Source organism: Mesorhizobium sp. B1-1-7 (genome assembly GCF_006442705.1).
Classification (GTDB): Bacteria; Pseudomonadota; Alphaproteobacteria; order Rhizobiales; family Rhizobiaceae; genus Mesorhizobium; species Mesorhizobium opportunistum.
Genome location: NZ_VFWQ01000004.1, coordinates 362,930 through 384,836, shown reverse-complemented (window position 1 = coordinate 384,836; position 21,907 = coordinate 362,930). Strand labels below are relative to the sequence as shown.

21 protein-coding genes are annotated in these 21,907 nt (G+C 61.3%); 12 read left to right on the top strand and 9 right to left on the bottom strand.

The window, feature by feature from the left end; genetic code table 11:
- Window positions 1-2 precede the first annotated feature (2 nt).
- The 3 genes from FJ978_RS09075 to lptF are packed head-to-tail and all read right to left on the bottom strand — an operon-like array spanning window position 3 to window position 4,725.
- The gene (locus tag FJ978_RS09075; RefSeq protein WP_181176719.1) at window positions 3-2,441 is read right to left on the bottom strand and encodes an LPS-assembly protein LptD; all 2,439 of its coding nucleotides are present in this window, start codon (window positions 2,439-2,441) and stop codon (window positions 3-5) included.
- The gene (gene lptG / locus FJ978_RS09070) at window positions 2,441-3,526 is read right to left on the bottom strand and encodes an LPS export ABC transporter permease LptG (RefSeq protein WP_181176725.1); all 1,086 of its coding nucleotides are present in this window, start codon (window positions 3,524-3,526) and stop codon (window positions 2,441-2,443) included. Before lptG ends, FJ978_RS09075 begins: the two co-directional genes overlap by 1 nt.
- Window positions 3,523-4,725: an LPS export ABC transporter permease LptF gene (lptF, locus tag FJ978_RS09065; RefSeq protein ID WP_140571825.1), complete on the bottom strand. Its 1,203-nt coding sequence runs from the start codon at window positions 4,723-4,725 to the stop codon at window positions 3,523-3,525. The genes lptG and lptF overlap by 4 nt, the downstream gene beginning before the upstream one ends.
- Window positions 4,726-5,089: 364 nt before the next feature.
- Between lptF and FJ978_RS09060 the strand changes: the two genes are divergently transcribed.
- Together FJ978_RS09060 and FJ978_RS09055 are read left to right on the top strand one after the other, a co-directional pair.
- Window positions 5,090-6,601, top strand: coding sequence for a leucyl aminopeptidase (locus FJ978_RS09060; RefSeq protein WP_140571823.1), 1,512 nt, complete (start codon window positions 5,090-5,092; stop codon window positions 6,599-6,601).
- Window positions 6,602-6,609: 8 nt separating this feature from the next.
- Complete coding sequence (locus FJ978_RS09055) at window positions 6,610-7,059, top strand: DNA polymerase III subunit chi (protein WP_140571821.1); 450 nt, start codon at window positions 6,610-6,612, stop codon at window positions 7,057-7,059.
- A 28-nt stretch (window positions 7,060-7,087) separates the two neighbouring features.
- On the opposite strand, the gene FJ978_RS09050 is transcribed toward FJ978_RS09055, so the two are convergent.
- Both FJ978_RS09050 and FJ978_RS09045 read right to left on the bottom strand, forming a co-directional pair.
- Window positions 7,088-7,606, bottom strand: a complete 519-nt coding sequence (locus tag FJ978_RS09050; protein ID WP_140571819.1) for a DUF995 domain-containing protein — start codon at window positions 7,604-7,606, stop codon at window positions 7,088-7,090.
- Window positions 7,607-7,676: 70 nt separating this feature from the next.
- The gene (locus FJ978_RS09045) at window positions 7,677-8,546 is read right to left on the bottom strand and encodes a glycoside hydrolase family 26 protein (protein WP_245265133.1); all 870 of its coding nucleotides are present in this window, start codon (window positions 8,544-8,546) and stop codon (window positions 7,677-7,679) included.
- A gap of 672 nt (window positions 8,547-9,218) precedes the next feature.
- Between FJ978_RS09045 and FJ978_RS09040 the strand changes: the two genes are divergently transcribed.
- From FJ978_RS09040 to FJ978_RS09025, 4 genes are all read left to right on the top strand, one after another.
- Window positions 9,219-11,099 carry a cellulose synthase catalytic subunit gene (locus FJ978_RS09040; RefSeq protein ID WP_140571817.1) on the top strand — a complete coding sequence of 627 codons (1,881 nt, stop codon included), beginning with the start codon at window positions 9,219-9,221 and terminating at the stop codon, window positions 11,097-11,099.
- A gap of 285 nt (window positions 11,100-11,384) precedes the next feature.
- Window positions 11,385-11,804, top strand: coding sequence for a hypothetical protein (locus FJ978_RS09035; RefSeq protein ID WP_140571815.1), 420 nt, complete (start codon window positions 11,385-11,387; stop codon window positions 11,802-11,804).
- Between the two features lie 411 nt (window positions 11,805-12,215).
- Entirely contained in the window at window positions 12,216-12,815 is a 600-nt protein-coding gene (locus FJ978_RS09030; protein ID WP_140571813.1) for a DUF995 domain-containing protein, read from the top strand.
- Window positions 12,816-13,099: 284 nt separating this feature from the next.
- Window positions 13,100-13,513: a hypothetical protein gene (locus tag FJ978_RS09025; protein ID WP_013896281.1), complete on the top strand. Its 414-nt coding sequence runs from the start codon at window positions 13,100-13,102 to the stop codon at window positions 13,511-13,513.
- 1 nt (window position 13,514) lies between these two features.
- On the opposite strand, the gene galE is transcribed toward FJ978_RS09025, so the two are convergent.
- The 3 genes from galE to FJ978_RS09010 all read right to left on the bottom strand — a co-directional run bounded on the left by galE (window position 13,515) and on the right by FJ978_RS09010 (window position 16,778).
- Window positions 13,515-14,543 carry a UDP-glucose 4-epimerase GalE gene (galE, locus tag FJ978_RS09020; protein WP_140571811.1) on the bottom strand — a complete coding sequence of 343 codons (1,029 nt, stop codon included), beginning with the start codon at window positions 14,541-14,543 and terminating at the stop codon, window positions 13,515-13,517.
- Entirely contained in the window at window positions 14,540-15,577 is a 1,038-nt protein-coding gene (locus tag FJ978_RS09015; RefSeq protein ID WP_140571809.1) for a UDP-glucuronic acid decarboxylase family protein, read from the bottom strand. Before FJ978_RS09015 ends, galE begins: the two co-directional genes overlap by 4 nt.
- 730 nt (window positions 15,578-16,307) lie before the next feature.
- On the bottom strand, window positions 16,308-16,778 hold the full coding sequence (locus FJ978_RS09010) for a carboxymuconolactone decarboxylase family protein (RefSeq protein WP_140571807.1): 471 nt from the start codon (window positions 16,776-16,778) through the stop codon (window positions 16,308-16,310).
- 86 nt (window positions 16,779-16,864) lie between these two features.
- Between FJ978_RS09010 and FJ978_RS09005 the strand changes: the two genes are divergently transcribed.
- From FJ978_RS09005 to FJ978_RS08980, 6 genes are all read left to right on the top strand, one after another.
- On the top strand, window positions 16,865-17,560 hold the full coding sequence (locus FJ978_RS09005; protein WP_140571805.1) for a TetR/AcrR family transcriptional regulator: 696 nt from the start codon (window positions 16,865-16,867) through the stop codon (window positions 17,558-17,560).
- Complete coding sequence (locus FJ978_RS09000; protein ID WP_140571803.1) at window positions 17,561-18,172, top strand: hypothetical protein; 612 nt, start codon at window positions 17,561-17,563, stop codon at window positions 18,170-18,172.
- A complete protein-coding gene (locus FJ978_RS08995) occupies window positions 18,169-19,017 on the top strand; it encodes a 23S rRNA (adenine(2030)-N(6))-methyltransferase RlmJ (RefSeq protein WP_140571801.1) in 849 nt (282 codons plus the stop codon). Before FJ978_RS09000 ends, FJ978_RS08995 begins: the two co-directional genes overlap by 4 nt.
- 97 nt (window positions 19,018-19,114) lie before the next feature.
- Window positions 19,115-19,570 carry a hypothetical protein gene (locus FJ978_RS08990; protein ID WP_013896274.1) on the top strand — a complete coding sequence of 152 codons (456 nt, stop codon included), beginning with the start codon at window positions 19,115-19,117 and terminating at the stop codon, window positions 19,568-19,570.
- A 136-nt stretch (window positions 19,571-19,706) separates the two neighbouring features.
- Window positions 19,707-20,288 (top strand): TetR/AcrR family transcriptional regulator, encoded by a 582-nt coding sequence (locus FJ978_RS08985; protein ID WP_140571799.1) that lies wholly within the window; start codon window positions 19,707-19,709, stop codon window positions 20,286-20,288.
- Window positions 20,285-21,121, top strand: a complete 837-nt coding sequence (locus FJ978_RS08980) for a DMT family transporter (RefSeq protein ID WP_140571797.1) — start codon at window positions 20,285-20,287, stop codon at window positions 21,119-21,121. The genes FJ978_RS08985 and FJ978_RS08980 overlap by 4 nt, the downstream gene beginning before the upstream one ends.
- Window positions 21,122-21,200: 79 nt before the next feature.
- Here the strand turns inward: FJ978_RS08980 and FJ978_RS08975 are convergent, their stop codons facing one another.
- Window positions 21,201-21,539 carry a transcriptional regulator gene (locus tag FJ978_RS08975; RefSeq protein ID WP_140571795.1) on the bottom strand — a complete coding sequence of 113 codons (339 nt, stop codon included), beginning with the start codon at window positions 21,537-21,539 and terminating at the stop codon, window positions 21,201-21,203.
- Window positions 21,540-21,907 lie beyond the last annotated feature (368 nt).

Sequence of the window (21,907 nt, the reverse complement as noted above, 5' to 3'; positions counted from 1 at the left end):
GACTACTGGATGGTGTCGATGGCGTTGGTCGACGAGCCGAAGTCGCCGAGCGTACGGAACGACAGGTTGAAGCCGATGCTCTGCGTCACCTCCCTGGTGTTCAGGTCGCGCGACTGCGAGTACGTCATCAGATAGGTGAAGCAGGAATCATTATAGGCAAAGCCCACCCCATCCTTGACCAGCAGGCTTTCCTGCAGGTCGTAGGTACCTGTACCGAAGACGCGCCAGTTCTCGGCAAGATGCGTCGAGGCACCCAGCGTGACTTCATGACGGTCGGTCGTGAAGCCATAGAGCGGCTGAGCCTGGATGAAGGCATATTTGGCGCTCAGCGATACCGGCAGCCCCGAATAGGCGGCTTTGAACTCGGCGCGGCGAATCTCGAAGGTCTGTTCGTCGAAGCGACCGCTGACCGAGGCCGCGAACCCATTGGGGCTGTTGATGCCAAACAGGCCGACATAGTCGGACTTGGTGTCCTGAAGACCCGAATAGGCGCCGACATTGACCAGATCCGGCGCCGCGAAGGAGTTCTCGCCGCCAATCTGATAGGACTGGCCGAAAATGGCGTTGGTGCCCCAGCCGTTCATATAGGAGCCGGAATAGCGGAAACCGACATTGGCGCGCGTGCCGCCTTCCACACGATCGTAGCCGGAGAACTTGTCGCGTTCGAACAGGGTGGTCGCATCGAACACCATGCTCTGGGCGTCTTCGTTCGGAATGGCGAGACCGCCGACATACTGTTCGTTCGGACGCACAAAAACCTGTGCCATCGGCTCGATGACATGGCTGGACCCGCTGGCCATCGAAAACAGCAGCGGCCAGCGCATCTCCAGCCCGGCGGTTGCCATGTAACGGGCAAATGAAGAGCGCATGTCATCCTGCTCGCCCAAATTCGTCGCCATCTGGTTGACGGCGGCGAGCGAAGCCGACGAAGCGTTGAGGTAGTCGACGTCGCCCTGCAGCGCCAGCAACGGGGTCAGCACCAGCCCGTCATCGGTGACGAATGACCGTTTCCACTCGGCCTCGGCGGTCAGGCGGCCGGATTCACCTTCAATGCCGCGCACGCGCTGGGTACCCGAGCCGGGCACGTAAGGCGTGAAGTAAGTCTGATCGAGTTCATCGCGACGGAGCACCCGCGCGTTGACATTGAGCGACAACTGGCCGCCGGCGACCGCGACGTCGGGGATGTTTGTATAGTCGAACGACGGCAGCACCCAGGGCTGCTGATCGCTTCGCGCGGAGATATAGTTGTTGGGCGTGTTCTCCTGGACATCGAAGTGCATGGCGCGCACGTCGAAATAATTGCGGCCGTTGAGACCCGTCAGGTAAACCGTCGACTGGTGGACAGCGGCATTGTACTTGTCGATGTTGTAGGTGCTGGAGAAGTCCTTGTCGGTCTGCAGCAGAACGTCCCAGCCGAAATTCCAGCGTTCGTTGATGGCGAACTTGCCCTGCGTGCCCATCATGCCGCGGAACTTGTTCGGATCGCCCGCCGCGCCCGAATCGATGTTGTGGCCACCGGTAGAGGGGAAGGCGGTGGTATCAATGAAAGCGTCGGGGTTCTGCTGCTGGATCCCGGCAATCTTCAAACTGTATTCGCCGTTGTTGAACCGCTGGCGCCACTCGGCCTCTCCGAGGAAGCCCTGCTTGGTGTAGCCGCTTCCCGACACCGTCAGGTCATAGGTCGGCGACAGTGCGAAATAATAGGGAACCTTGACGCTGTAGCCCAGGTGGCTGTTGTAGCTGATGCTGGGGATCAGGAAGCCGCTCTTGCGCTTGACCGTCGGGTCGGCAATCTCGAACGCCGGCAGGTAGGCGAGCGGGAAGCCAAAGAACTCGAAATTCGCGTTCTCGAAGCGAACCGTCTTCTTCTCGCCGTTCCAGATGATCTTCCTGGCCTTCACGCGCCAGGTCGGCGCTTTGTTGGGCTTGTCCTCACACGGCTCGCAGGCGGTGTAGACGCCATTGTGGAACGTGGTCAGCACGCCGCCCATGCGTTCGGCGCTTTCGGCGGCGAAATAGGCCTTGTCGATGGTCTCGACGCGCAGTGCGTTGACGAAACCGTCGGCGAAATCGTCGGTTATGTCGATATGATCCGAATTGATCTTGGTGCCGTCGCTGTTGATGACTTCGACATTGCCGCTGGCGACCATCCGCTTGGTGTTGCGGTCGTATACGACTTTCTGGGCAACCAGGCGGTTGCCGCCATAGTCGATCTGCACGCCGCCGACGGCGGTCACGGTCTGGTTGTCGTTGTTGTAAACCAGCGTGTCGGCGGCCAGCAGCATCTGCGAGCCGGACGGCACCTTGGCCGCCACGTCACCGACCTCCTGCGCGACCGCGGGCAGCGGGACGGCGCAGGCAAACAAGCATGCCAAGGCGCTCGCCGCATAAAGGCGCGCCAAATGGGCCTGCCTGCTGCTGGGCAAAACCGCTTCCCTCACTAGCCGTCTTCCTTGTATAGCAGGAAAGTCACCCCGAAGAACATAGCTACCACGACCGGCACCCAGGCGGCTACGGCAGTCGGCACGAATCCCGCCACGCCGAATGCCTTCACGAGCACCGAAACGACATAAAGCAGAAAGCCGGCAACGACGCCACCCAGAATCATCGTCGCCGATTGTCCCATCCTCGCAAATCGCATTGAAACTGTTGCAGCAATCAGCGTCATGGCGACGAGGAGGAACGGCAACGCCACCAGCGAATCAAACTGCATGGCAAAGGCATTTGCCTTGAGGCCGAAGGAACGGGCAACCTCGATTTTTCCCGGAAGGTCGTAGAAAGGAATGGTCTCGGGGCGCGCCAGCCGCTCCTGCACGAATTCCGGCTTCAGATTGGTCGGCACGCGATCGTTCGCCGCAGACTGGATGACGCCGTTCCTGAAGGTCTTGACGTCCTGCAATTCCCAATAACCGTCCCGCAGGTAGGCGCGCACCGCATCCTTGCGCTCGGCGATATTGCCTTGCTGGTCGAGGATGAAAAAGACGGCGTCGGACATCTCCAGGCCCTGGTTGAGGATGGCCCGCGCGCCGATGATGGTGTCGCCGGAACTGGTTTTCTGGCGAATCCAGGGCGCCGCGTCGGCCGAAACCGTGTTCGACTTTCCGGAGCGCAACTGGGTCTCGATCTGTTCGGACAAGGAGAAGGCGTGCGCGGCGAGGGGGTTGATGACCCCGACCGATACGACGCCGAACAGCAGCGCTCCGATGCAGCACGGCAAAAGGAATTGCCAGGCGGAGACGCCGGCCGAACGCGCGATGACCAGCTCGTAGCGCCGGTTGAGCGATACCAGCGTCGCCATCGCCGAGAACAGGCCGACGAATGGCACCGTCTGCAGCATGATCATCGGCATCCGGAGGCCTGAAATGGCCATCGCCGTCCCATAGGTGAAGCCGGGCAAGCCGGTGGTACGGCCGGACAGCTCGGTGAAATCGATCAGGAACACCAGCGCCAGCAGGCCGAGGAAGAACCAGATCGTGATCGCCACGTAGCGGAAGAAGAAATATCGGCCCAGCGTCCAGCCCATCAGCCGACCCTCTGACCTGAAGCGTCGCGCCTGGACAAACGCAGCTTGAGGGAATTCCAGCCGTCACCGATGCGGCTGGCCAGATTTGTCATCCAGTCCGCCCAGGCCACCGGCAATTCCATGGTCCGGTTGGAGACGATGAACCAGATCGCCACCGCCGAGGCCACGATGGGCACGCCATAGACCATATAGCCATATTGCGGGATCTCATCGGCCTTGCTCGCGGCAAAGAAGCCCAGCCAGCGCACGAACAGCGATATTGCAATGGCCGTGATCAGCGGATTGACGCGCGCCTCCCGGTGCGAGCGTGCGTCGCCCGCGACCGCCAGTGCGATCAATGCGAAGACCATGGAATAGGTCCACTCTGAAAACCGCTGGTCGATCTCGGCCCGGTACTCCTGTGGATTTTGCTGATAGTTCTTGTCGTTGGCGCTGGGATTGAGCAGGTATTGGGTGGTCTGGTCCTTCGGCAGCAGCGTTACTTGATTGGCCGCCGACATGAAGGCCGACATGTCAAAGGCATAGGAGGTGAACCGGATGACACTGAGGTCACCGGTCAGCGTTTTGCGGTGGATGACGCCGTCATTCATCATCAGCACCTTTTCGCCGCCGCGTTCGATGATGCTGCCGGTCTTGGCATAATAGACGAGATTGACGCCTTCCTCGCGCGAATCGGCGACGAAGATGCCACCCAGTTTATTGTCGGGGAGCCGCTCGCCGATCTGCAGGAACAGCCCGTCCTCGATCTTTCGGAAGGTGCCTTCCTGGATGATCAGCGACAACAGGTCGGAGCGCGACTCCGCCACCAGGGCGCGGTTTTTCTGCCGCGCATAGGGGTCGATGCCGTTGTCCACCGCAAAGGAAAAGACGCTTGCGGCCAGCGCCAGAAGCATGATCGGCCGCACGATCGTCCACCGCGAGGCGCCCGAGGCGTTGACGACCGCGAGCTCCGAATCCGAATTCATGACGCTGAGTGTCTGGGCGACCGCTACCACCAGCGCGAAAGGCACGACGATCGGGATGATCGAGGGAAGGATGAGGGATGCGACCTCGAAGAAGGTCAGGGCGGACTGGCCGCTGTCGGTGACCAGATCGATCTTGGCCAGCACCTGCGTCGTCCACACGATGGCCAGCGTCCAGACCAGCGCCGCCATGAAGACCACGAAAGCGCGGCGCATGATGTAGCGTTCAACGACCGTCATGAAGGCTTTACTCGGTTTTCTCGAACGGCATCATGCCACCAAACTAAGGGTAGCTGTCCGGCGACGACCGCACAACTGGCTCCGATGGGCTCGATCAGGCAGGCGATCCGGTTCCCGTCCCACGTCGCGTGCCGCTGTGGACCGGAGTGTCGGCGGCAATGGATAAGAAAGGGCGAACATCGATGGTTAACAACAGGTTGCGGCATGAAGCGGGGCCCTGCCGCGACGAATCGCCATCGATTCCATGTGTCATATGGGTAGCCATTTTGGCAAAGTCTTGCCAAATGCCGGAAAACGACCAAATGTCGCGGATTGCTTCAAACCGCTTCGCGCACAGTCAAACACTCCCCGAAAGCAGGACATGATGAACCCGAGACCGTCGATCGCCTTTGCAAAATTCGCCGCGCCCCAGACGGCGGCGAGCAGGAAGGGCACCGTCCTCGTGCTGTCGGCGGATGACGGCGGCTTGACCGAGGCGGCCAGGGCTTACGATCCCGGCAAGACGCTGGAGCGCGCTTTCCCGGTGGCCGAGTTCACCGGCAAGTTCGCCGGCGTCGTCGAAATTCTGGCGCCGGAGGGATGCTCGCTCGACAGGTTGGTCGCGATCGGCGCCGGCAAGGCGTCGGGGCTCGACGAATATGCCTGGCTGAAACTCGGCGGCACGATTGCGGCGTCGCTGCGCAAGGCAACCGATGTGGCCGTGGTGCTCGACCTGGCGGGCGCCTCGCCCGATGGCAAGGATGCCGCCAGCCTCGCGGCGGGCATTCTCCTGCGCAGCTATTCCTTCGACAAGTACAAGACCAGGAAGGACAAGGATGACGCAAAGGCCGATCCCAGGAAGCCAGCCAAGATCACCATCCACACCGCCGACCCGGCAGGCGCCAAGAAGGCCTTCGCGGATGCCGAGGCGGTGATCGACGGCGTGCTTCTGGCGCGCGACCTGGTCAACGAGCCGGCAAACGTGCTGGGACCGGTCGAGTTCGCCGCCCGCGCCAAGGAACTCGAGGCACTCGGCGTCAAGGTCGAGATCCTGGCCGAGAAGGAGATGAAGAAGCTCGGCATGGGCTCGCTGCTCGGCGTCGCGCAAGGCTCGCCTCGCGGCGCCCGCATGGCCGTCATGCAGTGGAACGGCGGCAAGCCCAAGGACAGCCCTGTCGCCTTCGTCGGCAAGGGTGTCACCTTCGACACCGGCGGCAATTCGATCAAGCCCGCATCGGGCATGGAAGACATGAAGGGCGACATGGGCGGTGCCGCGGCGGTCACCGGCCTGATGCATGCGCTGGCCGCCCGCAAGGCGAAGGCCAATGTCGTCGGCATCATCGGCCTCGTGGAAAACGCCGTCGACGGCCATGCCCAGCGCCCCGGCGACATTGTCACGTCCATGTCGGGGCAGACCATCGAGGTGCTCAACACCGACGCCGAAGGGCGCCTCGTGCTGGCCGACGCGCTGTGGTACTGCAACGACCGCTTCCAGCCGAAATTCATGGTCAATCTGGCGACGCTGACCGGCGCCATCATGGTCGCGCTCGGCGTGCATTACGCCGGCCTGTTCTCCAACAATGACGAGTTGGCGCAAAGGCTGACGGCCGCGGGCCAGTCGACGCAGGAGCGGCTGTGGCGCATGCCGCTTGGCGCCGAATACGACAAGCTGATCGATTCCAAGAACGCCGACATGAAGAACATAGGCGGCCGTTACGGCGGCGCGATCATCGCCGCGCAGTTCCTCCAGCGCTTCGTCAAGGACACGCCCTGGGCGCATCTCGACATCGCCGGCACGGCGATGGGCTCGCCGTCGAACGAGATCAACCAGTCGTGGGGCTCGGGCTTCGGCGTGCGGCTGCTCGACCGGCTGGTGCGCGATCATTACGAGAGCTGACCTCGACCATGGCCGAAGTGCTGTTCTACCATCTGACCGAATCGACGCTGGAGGATGCGCTGCCGGGTCTGCTCGAGCGCAGCGTCGATCGCGGCTGGCGCGCCGTGGTGCAGACCGGCACCGAGGAGCGGCGCGATGCGCTAGACCAGCACCTGTGGACCTTCCGGGACGATTCGTTCCTGGCGCACGCGACCGATCGCGAGGCCTATCCCGGCGAACAGCCTATCCTGTTGACCACCGGCGACGGCAATCCCAACGAAGCCAAAATAAGGTTCCTGGTCGATGGCGCGGCGGCGTCCGACCTCAGCGGCTACGAGCGTGCCGTGTTCCTGTTCGACGGCCATGACGCCGCCCAGGTCGATGCGGCCCGGGCGCATTGGAAGACGATGAAGGACGCGGGCCACGCCGTGACCTATTGGCAGCAGACGCCGGACCGGCGCTGGGAGCGCAAGGCTTAGCCCTGCGGCTTTTCGCGAATGGCGCTGCCTACTGCTTTGCTTTGATCCGGTTTTCTTTCCGGGTGACGTAGTCGCCATGTTTCAATTTCAAGAACTCGTCCGCCAGGTTGCGATGCGAGCTCCTGAAGACATACCATTCTCCATCCGGAACCCGGCGCTGGTAGAGGATTCTGCCGGACTGGCGATGTTCGAAACAGGAAAGCGCGTTAGCGTCGCCTCCGCCGCCATGCCATTTTGCGCGAAAGCAGAGCTTGCCTCCCCCGGGAATGAACCAGATGCCGTCACCATAGCCCAGCTTGCCCTTGTCCGAAGTCCAGGCGCTGAACTGACGGCGCTGCACGGCAAAATACCCTGTGCCGTTTCGACCCCAGAGCCATGAACGGTTCTGGTACATTTGATAAATGCCTTCGTCAGGCACCGCCTCGGCCTTCTTGGCCAGGTCGGCGATTTGCACCGCTGTCTTGGCCATTGCCGGAAGCTGGAAAGCAAGAAATACGATTGAACAGGCAAACGCCGTTCCGATACAATTCCCCAGTACTCGTTTCACGACCCTACCCCAACCATTTTACGCCACGCCCACTTTTTACGCCTACACCCGGACCAGCAGCCTAGGAAACCTAGGGAAGGACATGCTGGGTAACCCTCCAATCAGGCAGCCCGTAGCCCCCCAGCCACGGCCACACTTCCTTCTGATTGAAGTAGACGACCGAGGTCAGGGCCGGAAATTCCGAGTAGGACTTGCGGGAATCGGCCTCCCATTGCGAAACGTATCCCTGCTTCCCGACATAGCCGAGCTCAGCCACCTCGATCGGCTTGTTGAAACCCGCGACGCGATCATAGCCGGGCTTCAATGTCTCGGCGAACGTCCGGTCACGACCGGTCTCGTCATTGTCCTTTTTCTGCAGACCGAACACCGACAAGCCTATGACGTCGACATAGTCGTCGCCGGGGTAATATTTTTCCAAACCCTCGTCGCCTTTGGGTGACCACATGTATTTGGCGGCAGGGGCGGCTTTGCGGCAGATATCGACCTCGCGCTTGTAAGCGGATATCCAGTCCTTGGGCGCCCAGTTGGCCCAGGTGAAGCGACCGTTCTTGTCCTCCATTTCCTGCGCCCAGCGAATGGTCACGGGGCTCTTCATGCCTCCCACGAGATCGCAGATTGCCTGCATGTTGGCGTCATATCTGCCGCTCAATATGCCGTCGCGCAGTTCGTTCGGGGTGATGCGCCAGTCCTTCGACCAGGTCCACGGCTCGATGGTGATCAAGAGCGACCGGCCTCGCTGAAGCGCATAGGCGTCGGCCAAGGGCAGGCTCGCCAGATCGACGTCCTCCCAAGGCAAGAACAGTTCCTCGATGCTGGCGCTCTTGTCGGCGGTGAAGTCGCCGTAGGGATCATAAGATCCGAACGCTGAAGCCGCACTGTTGGTCTGGACGGGATCCGTCCCAGCCGTGGAGCCAGCGCTTCCGATGGTCGGGAAGGTCATGCTCCCACCCAACGCCAGGGCAATTGCAAGTGCACTTGCCGTATAGTTTTTCATATTTGTTCTCCCATCGCCTCAACTTCCCGCGGAAATCAAAGCGTCGCCACCGCGCGTCGATGCGTGATCGACACGACTGCCCAAAACCGATCGGCTCAGTTGGGGGAATCTGTGGGATTTCGGAGCGATTGGTGGCGTGCGAACGTCGCACGGAACCCACCCAAAATTGTCTCTCGAGGCACCGACACAAAGGAGCTACAAGAGACTTCGCCGCGATACTCACAAATTCGCGTCAACATCCCGATATATATCATCCCTTGCTAAATTAAGGGCCGGTCGGGGCCAAGAGTCAAGTGCAATTAACGGTTGCTTAACCATGACATTCGCAACATGGTTAACGCTGCTCTTGGAGCGCTACGGTCTGGTGGGGTCTGATCCCCCTTCGTGAATCCCCCAGCGAAAAAATTCCCTGTTCGCCCGGTCAGAACTGGCTTGGTGACCAGCAAGCATGTGGAATTCGTCGTGCGATTCAACGCGTTAGGTTAACCAGTTCTCAAGAATCATAGTTAACGAGTTCTTAATTTAGTTGACTCTAAAGCAGCTCAAGCGGATTCTGTAGCCGGGTTTTGGGTTGTTGGCCGTCGGTCGGCTGACGTTCGAAGTGGCGGCGGTGCGTGTATGAGTGTTTCCGCGGACGTAGGAACCATCAGCGGTAGGAGCAGGTCGAAACAAAGGCCTGGAGCGGCTCTGGCCGAGGCGGCAGGGAAGGCTCCTTTTCTCGTGCCCGTCCTGTCGGCTACCCATCAGCGGATTCTACGGTTCGGCTTAGCTTTCTGGTTCGTCACCCTCGGCTTTTTCTGGATCTGGTGGTTGAAGCCGGAGCATATCGAACATATCGGGCCATTCACCTTTGCAACACTCGTGCTGGCCTGGCTGACCTTGATGCCGATGTACTTCCTGCTCAATGTTCACGCGTCTAGGAAACCGTCCAAGCTTTACAGTATCCCGACGCGTTCGCGCGTCGCCATGGTGGTGACCAAGGCTCCGTCTGAACCCTTCTCCGTGGTGGCGCGCACGCTGCAAGCGATGCTTGTGCAGGATTATCCGCATGAGACCTGGCTGGCGGACGAGGACCCCTCGGAGGAGACGGTTCGATGGTGCGATGCCCACGGTGTACTGATCTCGACACGGCGCGGAAGGGAAGACTATCACCGCAAGACATGGCCGCGCCGCACCCGCTGCAAGGAAGGCAATCTGGCGTTCTTCTACGACCACTATGGTTATGAGCGTTATGATTTCGTCGCTCAGTTGGATGCCGATCATGTGCCGACGCCGACCTATCTCAGGGAAATCCTCTATCCCTTCGCCGATCCCGCAGTCGGCTATGTCTCGGCGCCCAGCATTTGCGACAACAATGCCGCCGAAAGCTGGTCTGCGCGTGGCCGGCTGTTTCCGGAAGGGATGTTCCATGGACCCTTGCAGTCCGGCCATACCGGCGGCGGGGCGCCGCTTTGCATCGGCTCGCACTATGCCGTGCGAACCAAGGCGCTGAAGGAGGCGGGCGGTCTTGGTCCGGAACTGGCAGAGGATCATTCCACCTCGATGCTGATCAACGCGGCCGGATGGCGCGGCGTGCACGCCTTGGATGCCATCGCGCATGGCGATGGGCCTCAGACTTTTGCCGATCTTATCACCCAGGAATTCCAATGGTCGCGGAGTCTGATGACGATCCTGCTCGAGTATTCGCCTGCATATTTGGCCAAGCTGTCGCCGCGGTTGAAGTTCCAGTTTCTTTTTTGCCAGCTCTGGTATCCTCTATTCGCCGTCTTTGCGTTGCTGATGTACGTCATGCCGATATATGCGCTGTTTACCGGGCGCAATTTCGCCAATGTCATGTATCTCGACTTCCTCTTCTACTACCTGCCGAATGCGGTCGCCCTGGTCGGCTTGGTAGTGATGCTGAAGGTTTTTGGCGTGTCGCGGCCGGTCACGGCCAAGACGATCAGTTGGGAAGGGACGCTGTTTCTGTTCTTCGCGCGCTGGCCCTGGGTGCTGGCCGGCACGCTATCGTCGCTGCGCGACTATCTGACCAAATCGTTCGTCGATTTCCGTGTCACGCCCAAGGGTAGCGGCCCCAAGCACCTTCTGCCAGTTCGTGCGTTCGCGCCCTACGTGATGCTGGCGATCGGTGCGGCGCTGCCGGTGTTGCTTGTGGAGCACCCCTTCGACGCCACCGGGTTCTACTGGTTCGCCGCGTTGAATGCCTTCCTCTATGGGCTTCTGGTGGCGGTCATCGTCGTGAGACATGTCATCGAGAACAAGGTTCCGCTGCGCGCCAATGCCGCGAGAGTCGCCTTGCAGGCGTCGCTCGCCATGCTGGCGCTCATCGTGCCGGCTATGAGTCTCTACGACCGTGGCATGGAGGGCGTCTACGGGCTGCAGCAAGGCGCGGTCGGCTTGCGCATCGTACGCATCGCCTATGTGGTTTCCGGTGCTGGCCAGGGCAATATCGGGACCCGAAAATTCTACTTTGATCCAGGTTGGGAAACCCGACGCTGACGCCCGGAGGCATCCGCGCAAAGAGCTGCGTTCGCCTTGGTTGACGGCCTCCATTGTCGGACGGCGAGCATTAGCCGCGGACGTAAAAATAAGATCAAATTTTAACAATATCCGATCGAGCGCCGGAAGGTGGCATTCACCACGCCGTTTGCGCGAATTTTAATAAGTATCCCCTAATATACATCATGATGTGAACGGCGATTGGCTGGTCACGCTGCGCGGAAGACACCAAAGAAAAATATCTCCGCGTCCAATCAACTTGCGTTTTTCGGCAGGGGATAGACCATGAACAAGTTCATGAGGGGTTTGGCTGTAAAAGGCAGAAAAAATGCCTGGTCTATAGCCGCCGTTGCATTGATGTCGATGGTCTCCGGTTGCCAGAGCATGGACGTGACCACGACTGGCTCGCTCGCCGGTAAGCTTGCCGCCGGTAAGCCTGCGGTGCATGCGCCGGCCAAGAAAATCCACTACGTCGGCAAGAAGCGGGTTGGCGTGTTCCATCGCAAGTCCCTCATGCAGACGAGCAGCGTGACGCGCACGACCGAGACGGCCTACGCCGTCTTCGTGCGGCCGCAGCGGGCCAGGATCGTCACGCCTGCGCCGATGAAGGTTTCCTATAGGCTGGGTGGTCCATTCCTCGGCCATTCGCCCTGGATCTGCGGCCCGAGCGGATTTGGCCAGCGCGCGGCTTGCCGCGCCCGCTAGGTGGCCTGCCGCGCGCGTTAGCAAAAGTTCAGCGGGGGCTGGAATCCGGGTGCGGGGAGGGGGCGGAGCAGGCCGTGCCCGTCGCGCCCGGATTTCCACAGCGCTGATATCAATCGACGAATGCCATCCAACCCTCTTCCGCCGCCCCTCTTTGGCTTGACGTCGAAGTCTCGAGCCAGCACGCGTTTACGCGGCCTGTGGCGCGCCTGCGGCCCGAAGCACCTGGCTATGGCGCGCCAGGTTGACATCGGCCTTCGCCCGACTGCTAATGCTCGCATGCCAAGGTACTGACAGCGCTGCCCGGAACCTGGCGATGCCTCGATGGGAAAGCGCTCCGTTGTGGCGCGTTCCCGGTCATGATCGGGTTGCTGCATCGGGTTGCTGCCGCGCTGGATCGAGATGTGAGACGACATGAGATCGCTGATTGTGCTGACGACTTCCACCGGATTGCCTCGGCCACGCACAAATAGAGATCGGGAACGCAGCTGGTCTGCCAGGTGCGCCAGGCTTGCGCCTCTGCTGGTCATTTGCGGCCAGTTGGCATTTTCGGGAGCCGCTCATGCGGCTAACGAGAAGACCTCTAAGCCTGAGGAAGCAACCGTCACCGTTCCGACAGCCTTTGAATTGCAGCTTCTCTACGCCGACCATACATGGATATGGAAAGACGGAGCGGCCTATTTCGGAAAGGCCGATCGACCCCTCCGGGCCTGGACGTCGGGGCAGGATTCAGCCTCCGTCGCCGAGGGCAAGTGGTTGGTCATGAACAACGGCAAGATGTGCATGGACCTCGCCTGGCGGTCCAAGAGCTATAAGGGCAAGCAGCAGCGCACCTGCTACAGCCATCGCATCAAGGGCGGGGCCATCGAGCAGCGCAAGGATCCCGATGGGGAATGGTATGGGTTCAAGCGAACCCCCGAGGATCCTTCCGACGAATACCGGAAATTCGAAGTCGGCGACACCAAGAGCGCGCAGTTCGAAGAGACCCGCAAGCTGATTGATTCCAAGAATTAGGTCGCGTTCAGCCATCGAGCCGGTGGTGCCTTGAGCCTGTCAAGGAGCTTGCGAATCACCTATCGTAAGACTTCAGGACGGCCGGAGTTACCGGCGCGCCGATCTCCGATTAATTGCATTCAATTCTAAAGAAGAGCGAGACGCTGGCCTGCTGCACGGTCTGTTTAATAAGCGTCGTCTAATGTTTCTGCGTGATTGTAAGTGGCGAGTGGCTACTCATGCGGCGTGAAGCGACGAAAGCATGGAATGTCGTGCCCGCCGGCTTTGATAGGAGGGGATACGTGATGGACCGTTCCGCAATGGGCGCATTTCGTCCAGGCAAATACAATTTGTGTGTTGTTGCGGCCGTGGCGATGGTTTCGGGTTGTCAGGGTCTGGATGCGACCAAAACCGATGCGGTCTTCATCAAGCCTGTGGTCCACTCGGTTCGAGGGAATTCCGCGGTCAAGCCGGTCTACGCCATGTCCACGGTTCATTCGTTTAGAATTGATCCTCCGCTCCTGACGACGAGTGCGATACGGACGACGGAAAATGCCTACGCTTTTACATCACCGCCACAGATGAAAGTTCACACGCCAGGGCCTGTGAAGGTCTCTTTCAATCCGGGCGATGACGGTGCATTCCCAGGCAGTTCGCCTTACATCTGCAGCCCCAGCGGATTTGGCCAACTCGCAAGTTGCCATCCCCGCTATCTCTAATCTATCGGGCGATGGCGAACGCTGGCGCCTCGGCCGGTGGCGCCATGGGTTTCGTCTCCAGTTCGAAGAATGGCGCCGCCGTCCTGACGATGGTATCGATATCGGAAAGCTCGGGCACGAAGCCAAGATGCTCGCGTGCATTGCCCGGATCTGCATAGAGCTCCGCCGGATCACCGGCGCGCCGGGCCCTGAAGACGGCAGGAACCGGTCTTGACGTCACGCGGCTGACGGTCTGGACAATCTCCTTGATGGATACGCCTCGCCCGGTGCCGAGGTTCACCGCCAGGCTTTGTCCACCTCTCTCGAGATATTCGAGCGCTTTCAGATGGGCGCGTGCCAGATCGCTGACGTGGATATAGTCGCGCACGCATGTGCCGTCCGACGTGTCGTAGTCGGTGCCGAAAACCTCGATCTCGTCGATGATGCCCGATGCGGCCATCAGTACCCTGGGAACCAGATGCGTTTCGGGTGAATGCCATTCCCCAAGTTCGCCGTCGGGATCGGCGCCGCAGGCGTTGAAATAGCGCAGGATCGCGAATTTCATTCCGTAGGCCGACGCATAGTCGCCGATGATCTGCTCGCCCATCAGCTTGGTGCGCCCATAGGGGCTGATCGGATTTTGCGAAGAACTCTCGCGAACGGGCAATGCTTCGGGCACGCCGTAGGTTGCACAGCTGCTGGAGAAGATGATGTTTTCGATTGAATTCGCGCGTGCCGCATCGAGCACGGCGATGGTGCCCATCACATTGGTCGAATAATAGTCGGCCGGCTCCTGAACGGACTCGCCGACATAGGCCAATGCCGCGAAATGGATGATGGCCGTAGGCCGGTGCGCGGCGATCGCCGCCTGCAGCGCATCGCGGTCCCGGATATCGCCGACGACAAGCGGACCCCAGAGGACGGATTTCTCGTTGCCCCGGCACAGATTGTCGAAAGCCACGGGTAGATAGCCGGCCGCGGCCAGCAGTTTGCAGGTGTGGCTGCCGATGAAGCCCGCCCCACCTGTCACCAGGATTGGCGGACGGCTCATGAAGCGGCTGCTTCTTTCGTCAGCCGGTTTCCGTAGAGCAAGGTGTCAAAATATTCGACGGTATGCGCCAGCCCCTGGCTCAGGCTGATCCGCGGCTGCCAGCCGAGATTGTCCCTGGCAAAGGAAATGTCCGGCCTGCGCTGCCGGGGGTCGTCGATAGGCAGCGGTCGATGCACGATCTTCGAACTGGAATTGGTATAGGCGACGACCAGCGTCGCCAGTTCCATGATGGTGAATTCGCCGGGGTTGCCGAGGTTGACCGGGTGGGCGGGCGCGCGCGGTGCGTTCATCAGCCGGACAAAGCCCTCGATCAGGTCGTCGGCATAGCAGAAGGAGCGTGTCTGCAGGCCGCTGCCGTAGACGGTAAGGTCTTCGCCGCGCAACGCCTGGACGATGAAGTTCGAGACGACGCGCCCGTCATCGGGCTGCATGCGCCGACCGTAGGTGTTGAAGATGCGGGCGACACGGACATCGAGGCCATATGTCCTCGAATAGTCGAAGAACAGCGTTTCGGCCGAGCGCTTGCCTTCATCGTAGCAGGAGCGCGGTCCGTGCGTGTTCACGTTGCCGAAATAGCCTTCTGGCTGCGGGTGCACGAGGGGGTCGCCATAGACCTCGGATGTCGAGGCCTGGAATATCTTGGCGTTGTGCCGACGCGCGAGCTCCAGCAGGTTCAGCGAACCGAGCACGCTTGTCTTGAAGGTATGGATTGGATCCGCCTGGTAGTGCGGCGGCGAGGCGGGGCAGGCAAGATTGTAGATCTCGTCGACCCGAAGATCCAAAGGCAGTGCATTGACGATGTCGTGCTCGATGCAGGTGAATTTGGGATCGCGCAGAAGAGCGTTGAGGTTGTGTTTCTTCCCGGTGTGGAAATTATCCAGTGCGACGACTTCATATCCGTCCTGCAAAAGACGTTCGCACAGATGCGAGCCCAGGAACCCCGCGCCTCCCGCGACCAGGGCGCGACTTCTATGGTTGGCACCGCGTTGATCGTTCCGGGAACCAAGTTTCAGAACCTTGATGACCTTGCTCATGCTTTCCTCTCACGCAACGCACACGCTACCACCCTGGCCAGGACAAAGCATCGCCCGCCCACGTCCTTAAGAACGAGACAAAACTTTCCGCGTCCGCGGAGCCGCCATCACTGATGTGCGCCTATTGTTCTCTGAGTTTGCAAGGCCGATGCCGCGACGGCTTATAGTCTGCCGCTCAGCACTCCATGCGCCCCGAAATCGCGATCACAGGCCTGATGCCATCGAATGGTTAATCATGACGCCGGTGTCGACTTCGGGTTTGCCGCAAGGGTGCCCAGATAGATCCCTTTGTGATTCAACGCATTGGCTCGATAGTCCGGAATTTTCGTCGGATGCGACAGGCCGTTTTCGAGACGCCATCAAGGCTTTGCAGAGGATTGCCCAGTGGGGCGGTTTGGGTGCAACCCAGGAAATGTACCTGCATGGAAACGGGTCGGGCAAATGTCAATGTTCAGAGCGTAGCGAGATTGCTGCGCGGACCCGCTCGAGCCGGTCGCGGATACCCGCGACGGGCGACGGCCTGTATTCAGCTTCGTCGCCCCCGGAATCATTGATGAACAGAAGGGCGCATCAACCGCTGGTCGATCAGGTCCCGGATCGGCCCCCGGAAGCAGTGTCCATTCGGTTTGAATATGCCAGGGCCGCCCATTTCCTTCCTGCCAGCGGCTATTGCCCGCCCATTTCCTTCTTGCCGGCGGCTATTGCCCGCCCATTTCCTTCCTGCCGGCGGCTATTGCCCGCCCATTTCCTTCTTGAACGTGTCGAAATCGATCTGCATGCCATTGAAGATGGTGCTCCAGTGGCGGGTCAGCGCGGACATCGCCACCGCTTCCTGGATCTCTTCTTCGGTGGCGCCGGCGCGCTTGGCGTCCTGCGTGTCCGACCATATGCAGTAGGTGCACGGAATCTGCGCCGCCACCGCCAGTGAGATCAGCGACTTGACCTTTGGCGGCAGCGCCGTCTTGTCGCTGAGCTCGATGGCCTTGACCTCGGCCCAGGCACCGGGCAGACCGGATTTCGGAAACTGCTTCACGAAGCTGGGCACGCCGCCCACGGTCGACTGGATGTCCTTGATTGTCGCATCATAGTCGTCGGCGTGCACGGGCGCCGTGGCGAGCGAGAGGATGCAGACCGAAGCGGCGAGCAGGGACGCACGGCGGATGGAAGAATGCACGGATGAAAGACTGCGATAGGCAGACATGGTTTTTCTCCTCTGGTCTTCGTTAGCCTTACGATGTAAGGTCACGTGGAAGATGAACCTTACAGTGTAAGTTGTCAAGCGACGCCATGGACTCATCGATCAAAAAAAAGCGAGCGCGCGGGCGGCTGTCCCGCGAGATGATCGAGGACGCGGCCTTCGAAGTGATCGAGCGGGAGGGGCTTTCCGGCTTTTCGATGCGCAAGCTCGCGGCCGCCCTCGGCTGCGAGGCGATGAGCATCTATCATCACTTCCCTTCGCAAGCGCATCTCTATGAGGCGCTTGTCGATCGACAGGTCAGCACGATGGCAATTCCCGACGGCAGCATGCCGTGGCGCGAGAGCATTCGTCTCGTGATGCAGGAGTTTCGTCGCATCGCGACGGAGCATCCGGCCTTCGCGCCGTTCCTTGTCGTCTATCGGATGAATTCGCCGCCGTGCCTTGCCATGTTGAACGGCGTCATCGGCCTGTTCGAGGCAGGCGGTTTCGGCCCGGAACTCAGCGCCCGGCTGTTCCGCACCGCGAGCTACTACCTGTCGGGCGCGATCCTCGACGAAACTGCCGGCTATGCCAAGGGACCGTCGGCCGTCACCACCGTGAGCGAGGAGCGACTGGCGAAGGATTTTCCCAGCGTCATGAGAGCTGGAGCTTATTTCGGCACCGCTGGTTTCGACAAGACATTCGAGATCGGCCTTGACATGCTGCTGGACGAGATGGAACGCCTGCGCGAGGGTGTCAGCGCAAGCCGATCGTCCGGCAAGGGTGATTGCAAGGTGACTGTCTGAATGCGCTTTCTGTTTGTCCTGATCCTGCTGGCCGGCGCCGGCGTCAGCGTCATCTATCCCTGGGCGATGACCAATTTCTCCGGCCGCGAGATCGGCACCTGGCGGGTCTATGAGCAGGGCCGCTTCAGGCCGCAGACCGTGCCGCTGAAGAGCAGCGATGCACCGGTGCGGGTGCTTGTCGACCTCACCGCGAGGGCCGAAAGCATCGTTTCGCAGCAGCGTACTGTGCTGACGCTGACCGCGGCCACCAACGGCCGCACCGTGCTCGCCTCGACGCTGCAGTTCAACCACGTGGACAACCCGCGCCAGGCCAGTCCGCAACTGCCCGACAAGATCTTTCGCGACGAGGCCGGACTGATCCCGGCGGTCAGCACCGGTTCCTACCTCTTCACCGTCGGCCCGGGCGATGCCGAGGACATACCGATGCGGGCGGTCGACCTGATCTTGCGCTCCGGTGTCGGTGAAGCCGACAGCCGTGCGCGGCCGGTCGGCTTCTCCCTGATGGCGGTCGGCTTGGTCGGCCTCCTGCTGTCCCTGCGCTCCGGCGGCGGCCGGCCCGACAATCCGAACTCGCAACCGCCACCGCCGCGCTGGGGCAGGGGGGCCACGTGAACTACCGTCACGCCTACCACGCCGGAAATTTTGCCGACGTCGTCAAGCATGTCGTGCTGACGCGCCTGCTCGAATACCTGAAGCAGAAGGACAAGGCGTTTCGCCTCGTCGATACCCATGCCGGCATTGGCCGTTACGATCTGTCGTCAGTCGAAGCGCAGAAGACCGGCGAGTGGCAGGGCGGCATCGGCCGGCTGATCGACGCCTCGTTCGACGCCAGGGCGGCGGCGCTGCTGGCGCCCTACCTGGAGACGGTGCGGTCGCTCAATCCCGAAGGCGGTGTAAAGAAATATCCAGGCTCGCCGCTGCTCGCACGCAATCTCCTGCGTAAGCAGGACCGGCTGTCGGCGATCGAACTCCACCCCAAGGACGCCGCAAGGCTGAAGGCGGAATTCGCCGGCGATTTCCAGGTGAGGGTGATGGAACTCGACGGCTGGCTGGCGCTCGGGGCGCATGTGCCGCCGAAGGAAAAGCGCGGCCTGGTGCTCATCGATCCGCCATTCGAGGAAGAGGGCGAGTTCGCCCGCCTCGTCGACGGGCTCATAAGGGCGCACAAGCGCTGGCCTGGCGGCATCTACGCGCTGTGGTATCCGATCAAGGACCGCAAGGCGATCATCGCCTTCAGGAAAGCGCTGAAGCAATCCGGCATCCCGAAAATCCTCGACATAGAATTCGAGATCAGGCCGGCCTCATCGGAACCCAGTCTCGACGGCAGCGGCATGGTGGTGGTCAATCCGCCCTTCACGCTGGAAGCCGAATTGCGAACCGTGCTGCCGGCACTCCACAAATTGCTCGCCGTGGCAAAGCCGGCGCACTGGACGCTGGAGTGGCTGGCCGCGGAATAGGTCGAGGTTTCGAACCGGGAAACCATTGTTTCGGCAACCGCTTGACCGACGCCAAGCGAATCCGCACAGTGCGCGCAATCGACCTTGAGAGGCTGTCATGACTCGCTTCGCCAAATCCGCATTTGCTGCCCTGATTTCGCTCTGCACTTCGCTCGCCGCACCCCTCGGTGTCACCCAGGCTGTGCAGGCGGCCGACCTTGTCGGCGTCTATCCCGACGACGATGGCGGCGTCTGCGGCGAGCCTTGGGTGCTGAACAAGATCACCCACCGCTTCTCCTACCAGGTGCATCACGTGCCGCACCTGCCGGATGTGCAGATCACCGATTTCCGGCGCATCCACCAGCACCGCTATCTGCCCGCCAACGACACCTGGCCGATCGGCCGCCGCTACTGCGGCGCCACCGTCAGTCTCTCTGACGGCCGTGACCGGACCATCTGGTACCTGATCGAGGAAGGGCAGGGTTTCGCTTCGATAGGCGACAATGTCGAATTCTGCGTTTCGGGCTTCGACCGCTGGATGGTCTACAACGGCCGCTGCCGCGTCCTGCGCTGAACGCAGCCTTCCTTTCGCGATCCCTTTGGCACTCGCAGCCTGATCGGCCGCGGGCGCTTTCGCGTGCCGTGTTGACAGCCAATGCGATCCATCGCATAAGGATGAGACAGACCTGTCTCATCACTTGGTAGGCGCCATGACATCATCGCCAGCTTCCGACAAACGTCAGCATGTCGTCGAAACGGCCTACGCGCTGTTCAAGCGCGCCGGCTTCCATGCCACCGGTATCGACCGGATCATCGCCGAGGCCGACGTGGCCAAGATGACGATGTATCGCCATTTCCCCAGCAAGGACGAACTGATCGTCGAGGTGCTCGACTATCGCGCCAGGCGGTTTGATCGCCAGCTCGACCGGCTTGCCCTGGAGGGCATCACGCCGGAGCAGAAAATCGCCAGGATCTTCGACTGGCATGGGCGATGGTTCCGCAACCCGGATTTCCACGGCTGTCTGTTCGCGCATGCGCTGGCCGAGTTTGGCGATCCCGGGCACCCGGTGTTCAAGGCGGTCGCCAGGCAGAAGAACGGCTTGAGGCAACGCATGCAGGCGATCCTGTCGGATGCGATGCCGCCTGGCCGCGCCGAGAGCGTGGCGGCGACACTTTTGATGCTGATCGAAGGTGCGACGCTGATGGCGCAGATGGGGCAGGCGGACACCGTCATCCGCGACGCCCGCAAGGCCGCCCTGGGCATCATCGCCGCCTCGCGCAGGCCGCAATGAGCCCGCTGGTCATCGGGCTCGCGCTCTTTGCCGCGATCCTGCACGCAACCTGGAACGCTTTCCTGCGAACCGAAGCCGACAGGTTGTGGACCGTCACCGTCATGAGCTTCTCCAGCACGGCGCTCGCCATCCCCTACGCGCTCCTCAGCGGCTTTCCGGCCACATCAGCCTGGCCCTATGTCGGGCTCTCGGCCGGCCTTCAGGTCGGCTACAGCGCGTTTCTGGTGGCCGCCTACAGATATGGCGAACTCGGGCAGGTCTATCCCATCGTTCGCGGCAGCGTGCCGCTGCTCGTCACGCTCGGCGGATTTCTGCTGGCCAACCAGCAGCTCACCATGCCGCAGACCATAGGCGTTGCCCTGGTCGGTGGCGGCATCATGGGTCTTTCGCTCGGACGAGGCAGGGCGGCCACGACATCGATCCTCCATGCGCTGGCAACGGGAGCGATCATCGCCGCCTATGCGACGGTCGATGCCATCGGCGTTCGCACGGCGGGAAATGCCGGCGCCTACACCGCCTGGGTCTTGCTGATCTACGGTGCATTGCTGCCGGCGACATTTGTCGCCTGCCGTGGCCGGCTCACCGTCGACCCGCGCGCGCCGGAAACCTGGAAGGCGCTGGGCGGCGGCTTGTTCGCGCTTCTGGCCTATGGCGTGGTGGTCGCCGCCTTCGCGCTCGGGCCGGCCGGGCCCATCACCGCGATCCGCGAAACCAGCGTTGTCTTCGCCGCCTTCATCGGACGCTTCTTTCTCGGCGAGACGCTGACGCCACGACGGATCGGCGCTTGCGCCATCGTCGCGATCGGCGCCATCTGCCTCGGCTACCAGCCATGACGACAATGGACGTGCCGGTCGAACCGGGCGGCGGCAGCGCCTGCGGCCCGTTTGCCGGCCGCGACCGACCGCCAATGATCTACGACGAGCGCCGCCGCGTTCTGCGTTGAGGGCGATCCGCCGCCGGTTCCGCTTCATCGAGGATGGCTCGAAGCCATGCGGCATGACTGCGAAAGGCCCGCCGCCCCATCGTCGTTGCCCAGACCCGCGTTTGCGGCCGCCGCTCGACGAACAGCTTTTCGACCTCGACGTAGCCGACCCTTGCAAGCGTCTCGATGTGCGCGCCGAGATTGCCGTGCGTGGCTTCGACCATGTCCTTTAATCGTGTGAATTCAAGCGCTTCGCGCCTGTCCAGCGTGTGCAGGATGGCCATGATCCTGAGCCGCGTGCTTTGATGTATGACCTCGTCGGTGCTCATGAATTGGCTCCGGCGTGACAAGGCCGCGGGTTATCCACGGCGATGCCGTCGCCATGGAGCGTCATCTCCGCGTTTCCCCACAGCGACAGCGTCGTTTCCTCTTCTGCGATCCGCATCGAAACAGCCTTCTGTTTTTCACAGAATACTCTGTCATACAGAGTAGTCTGTCAATTGGAAAAAAGGTGAGGCGATGGAATCAAGCTTGACAAGGTGATGGACAGATCGGTCGTCGCATTGCTCTCACGGTCCGCGTAGATCGTGCAACCACCAAAGATGATTGTATCGACGAAGCAGCGGCTCTTGATGTTCGCGGCTGACGATCGATGCGCGAGGCGGGTTGTTGATCTTCGAAGCTTCACGCCACGACC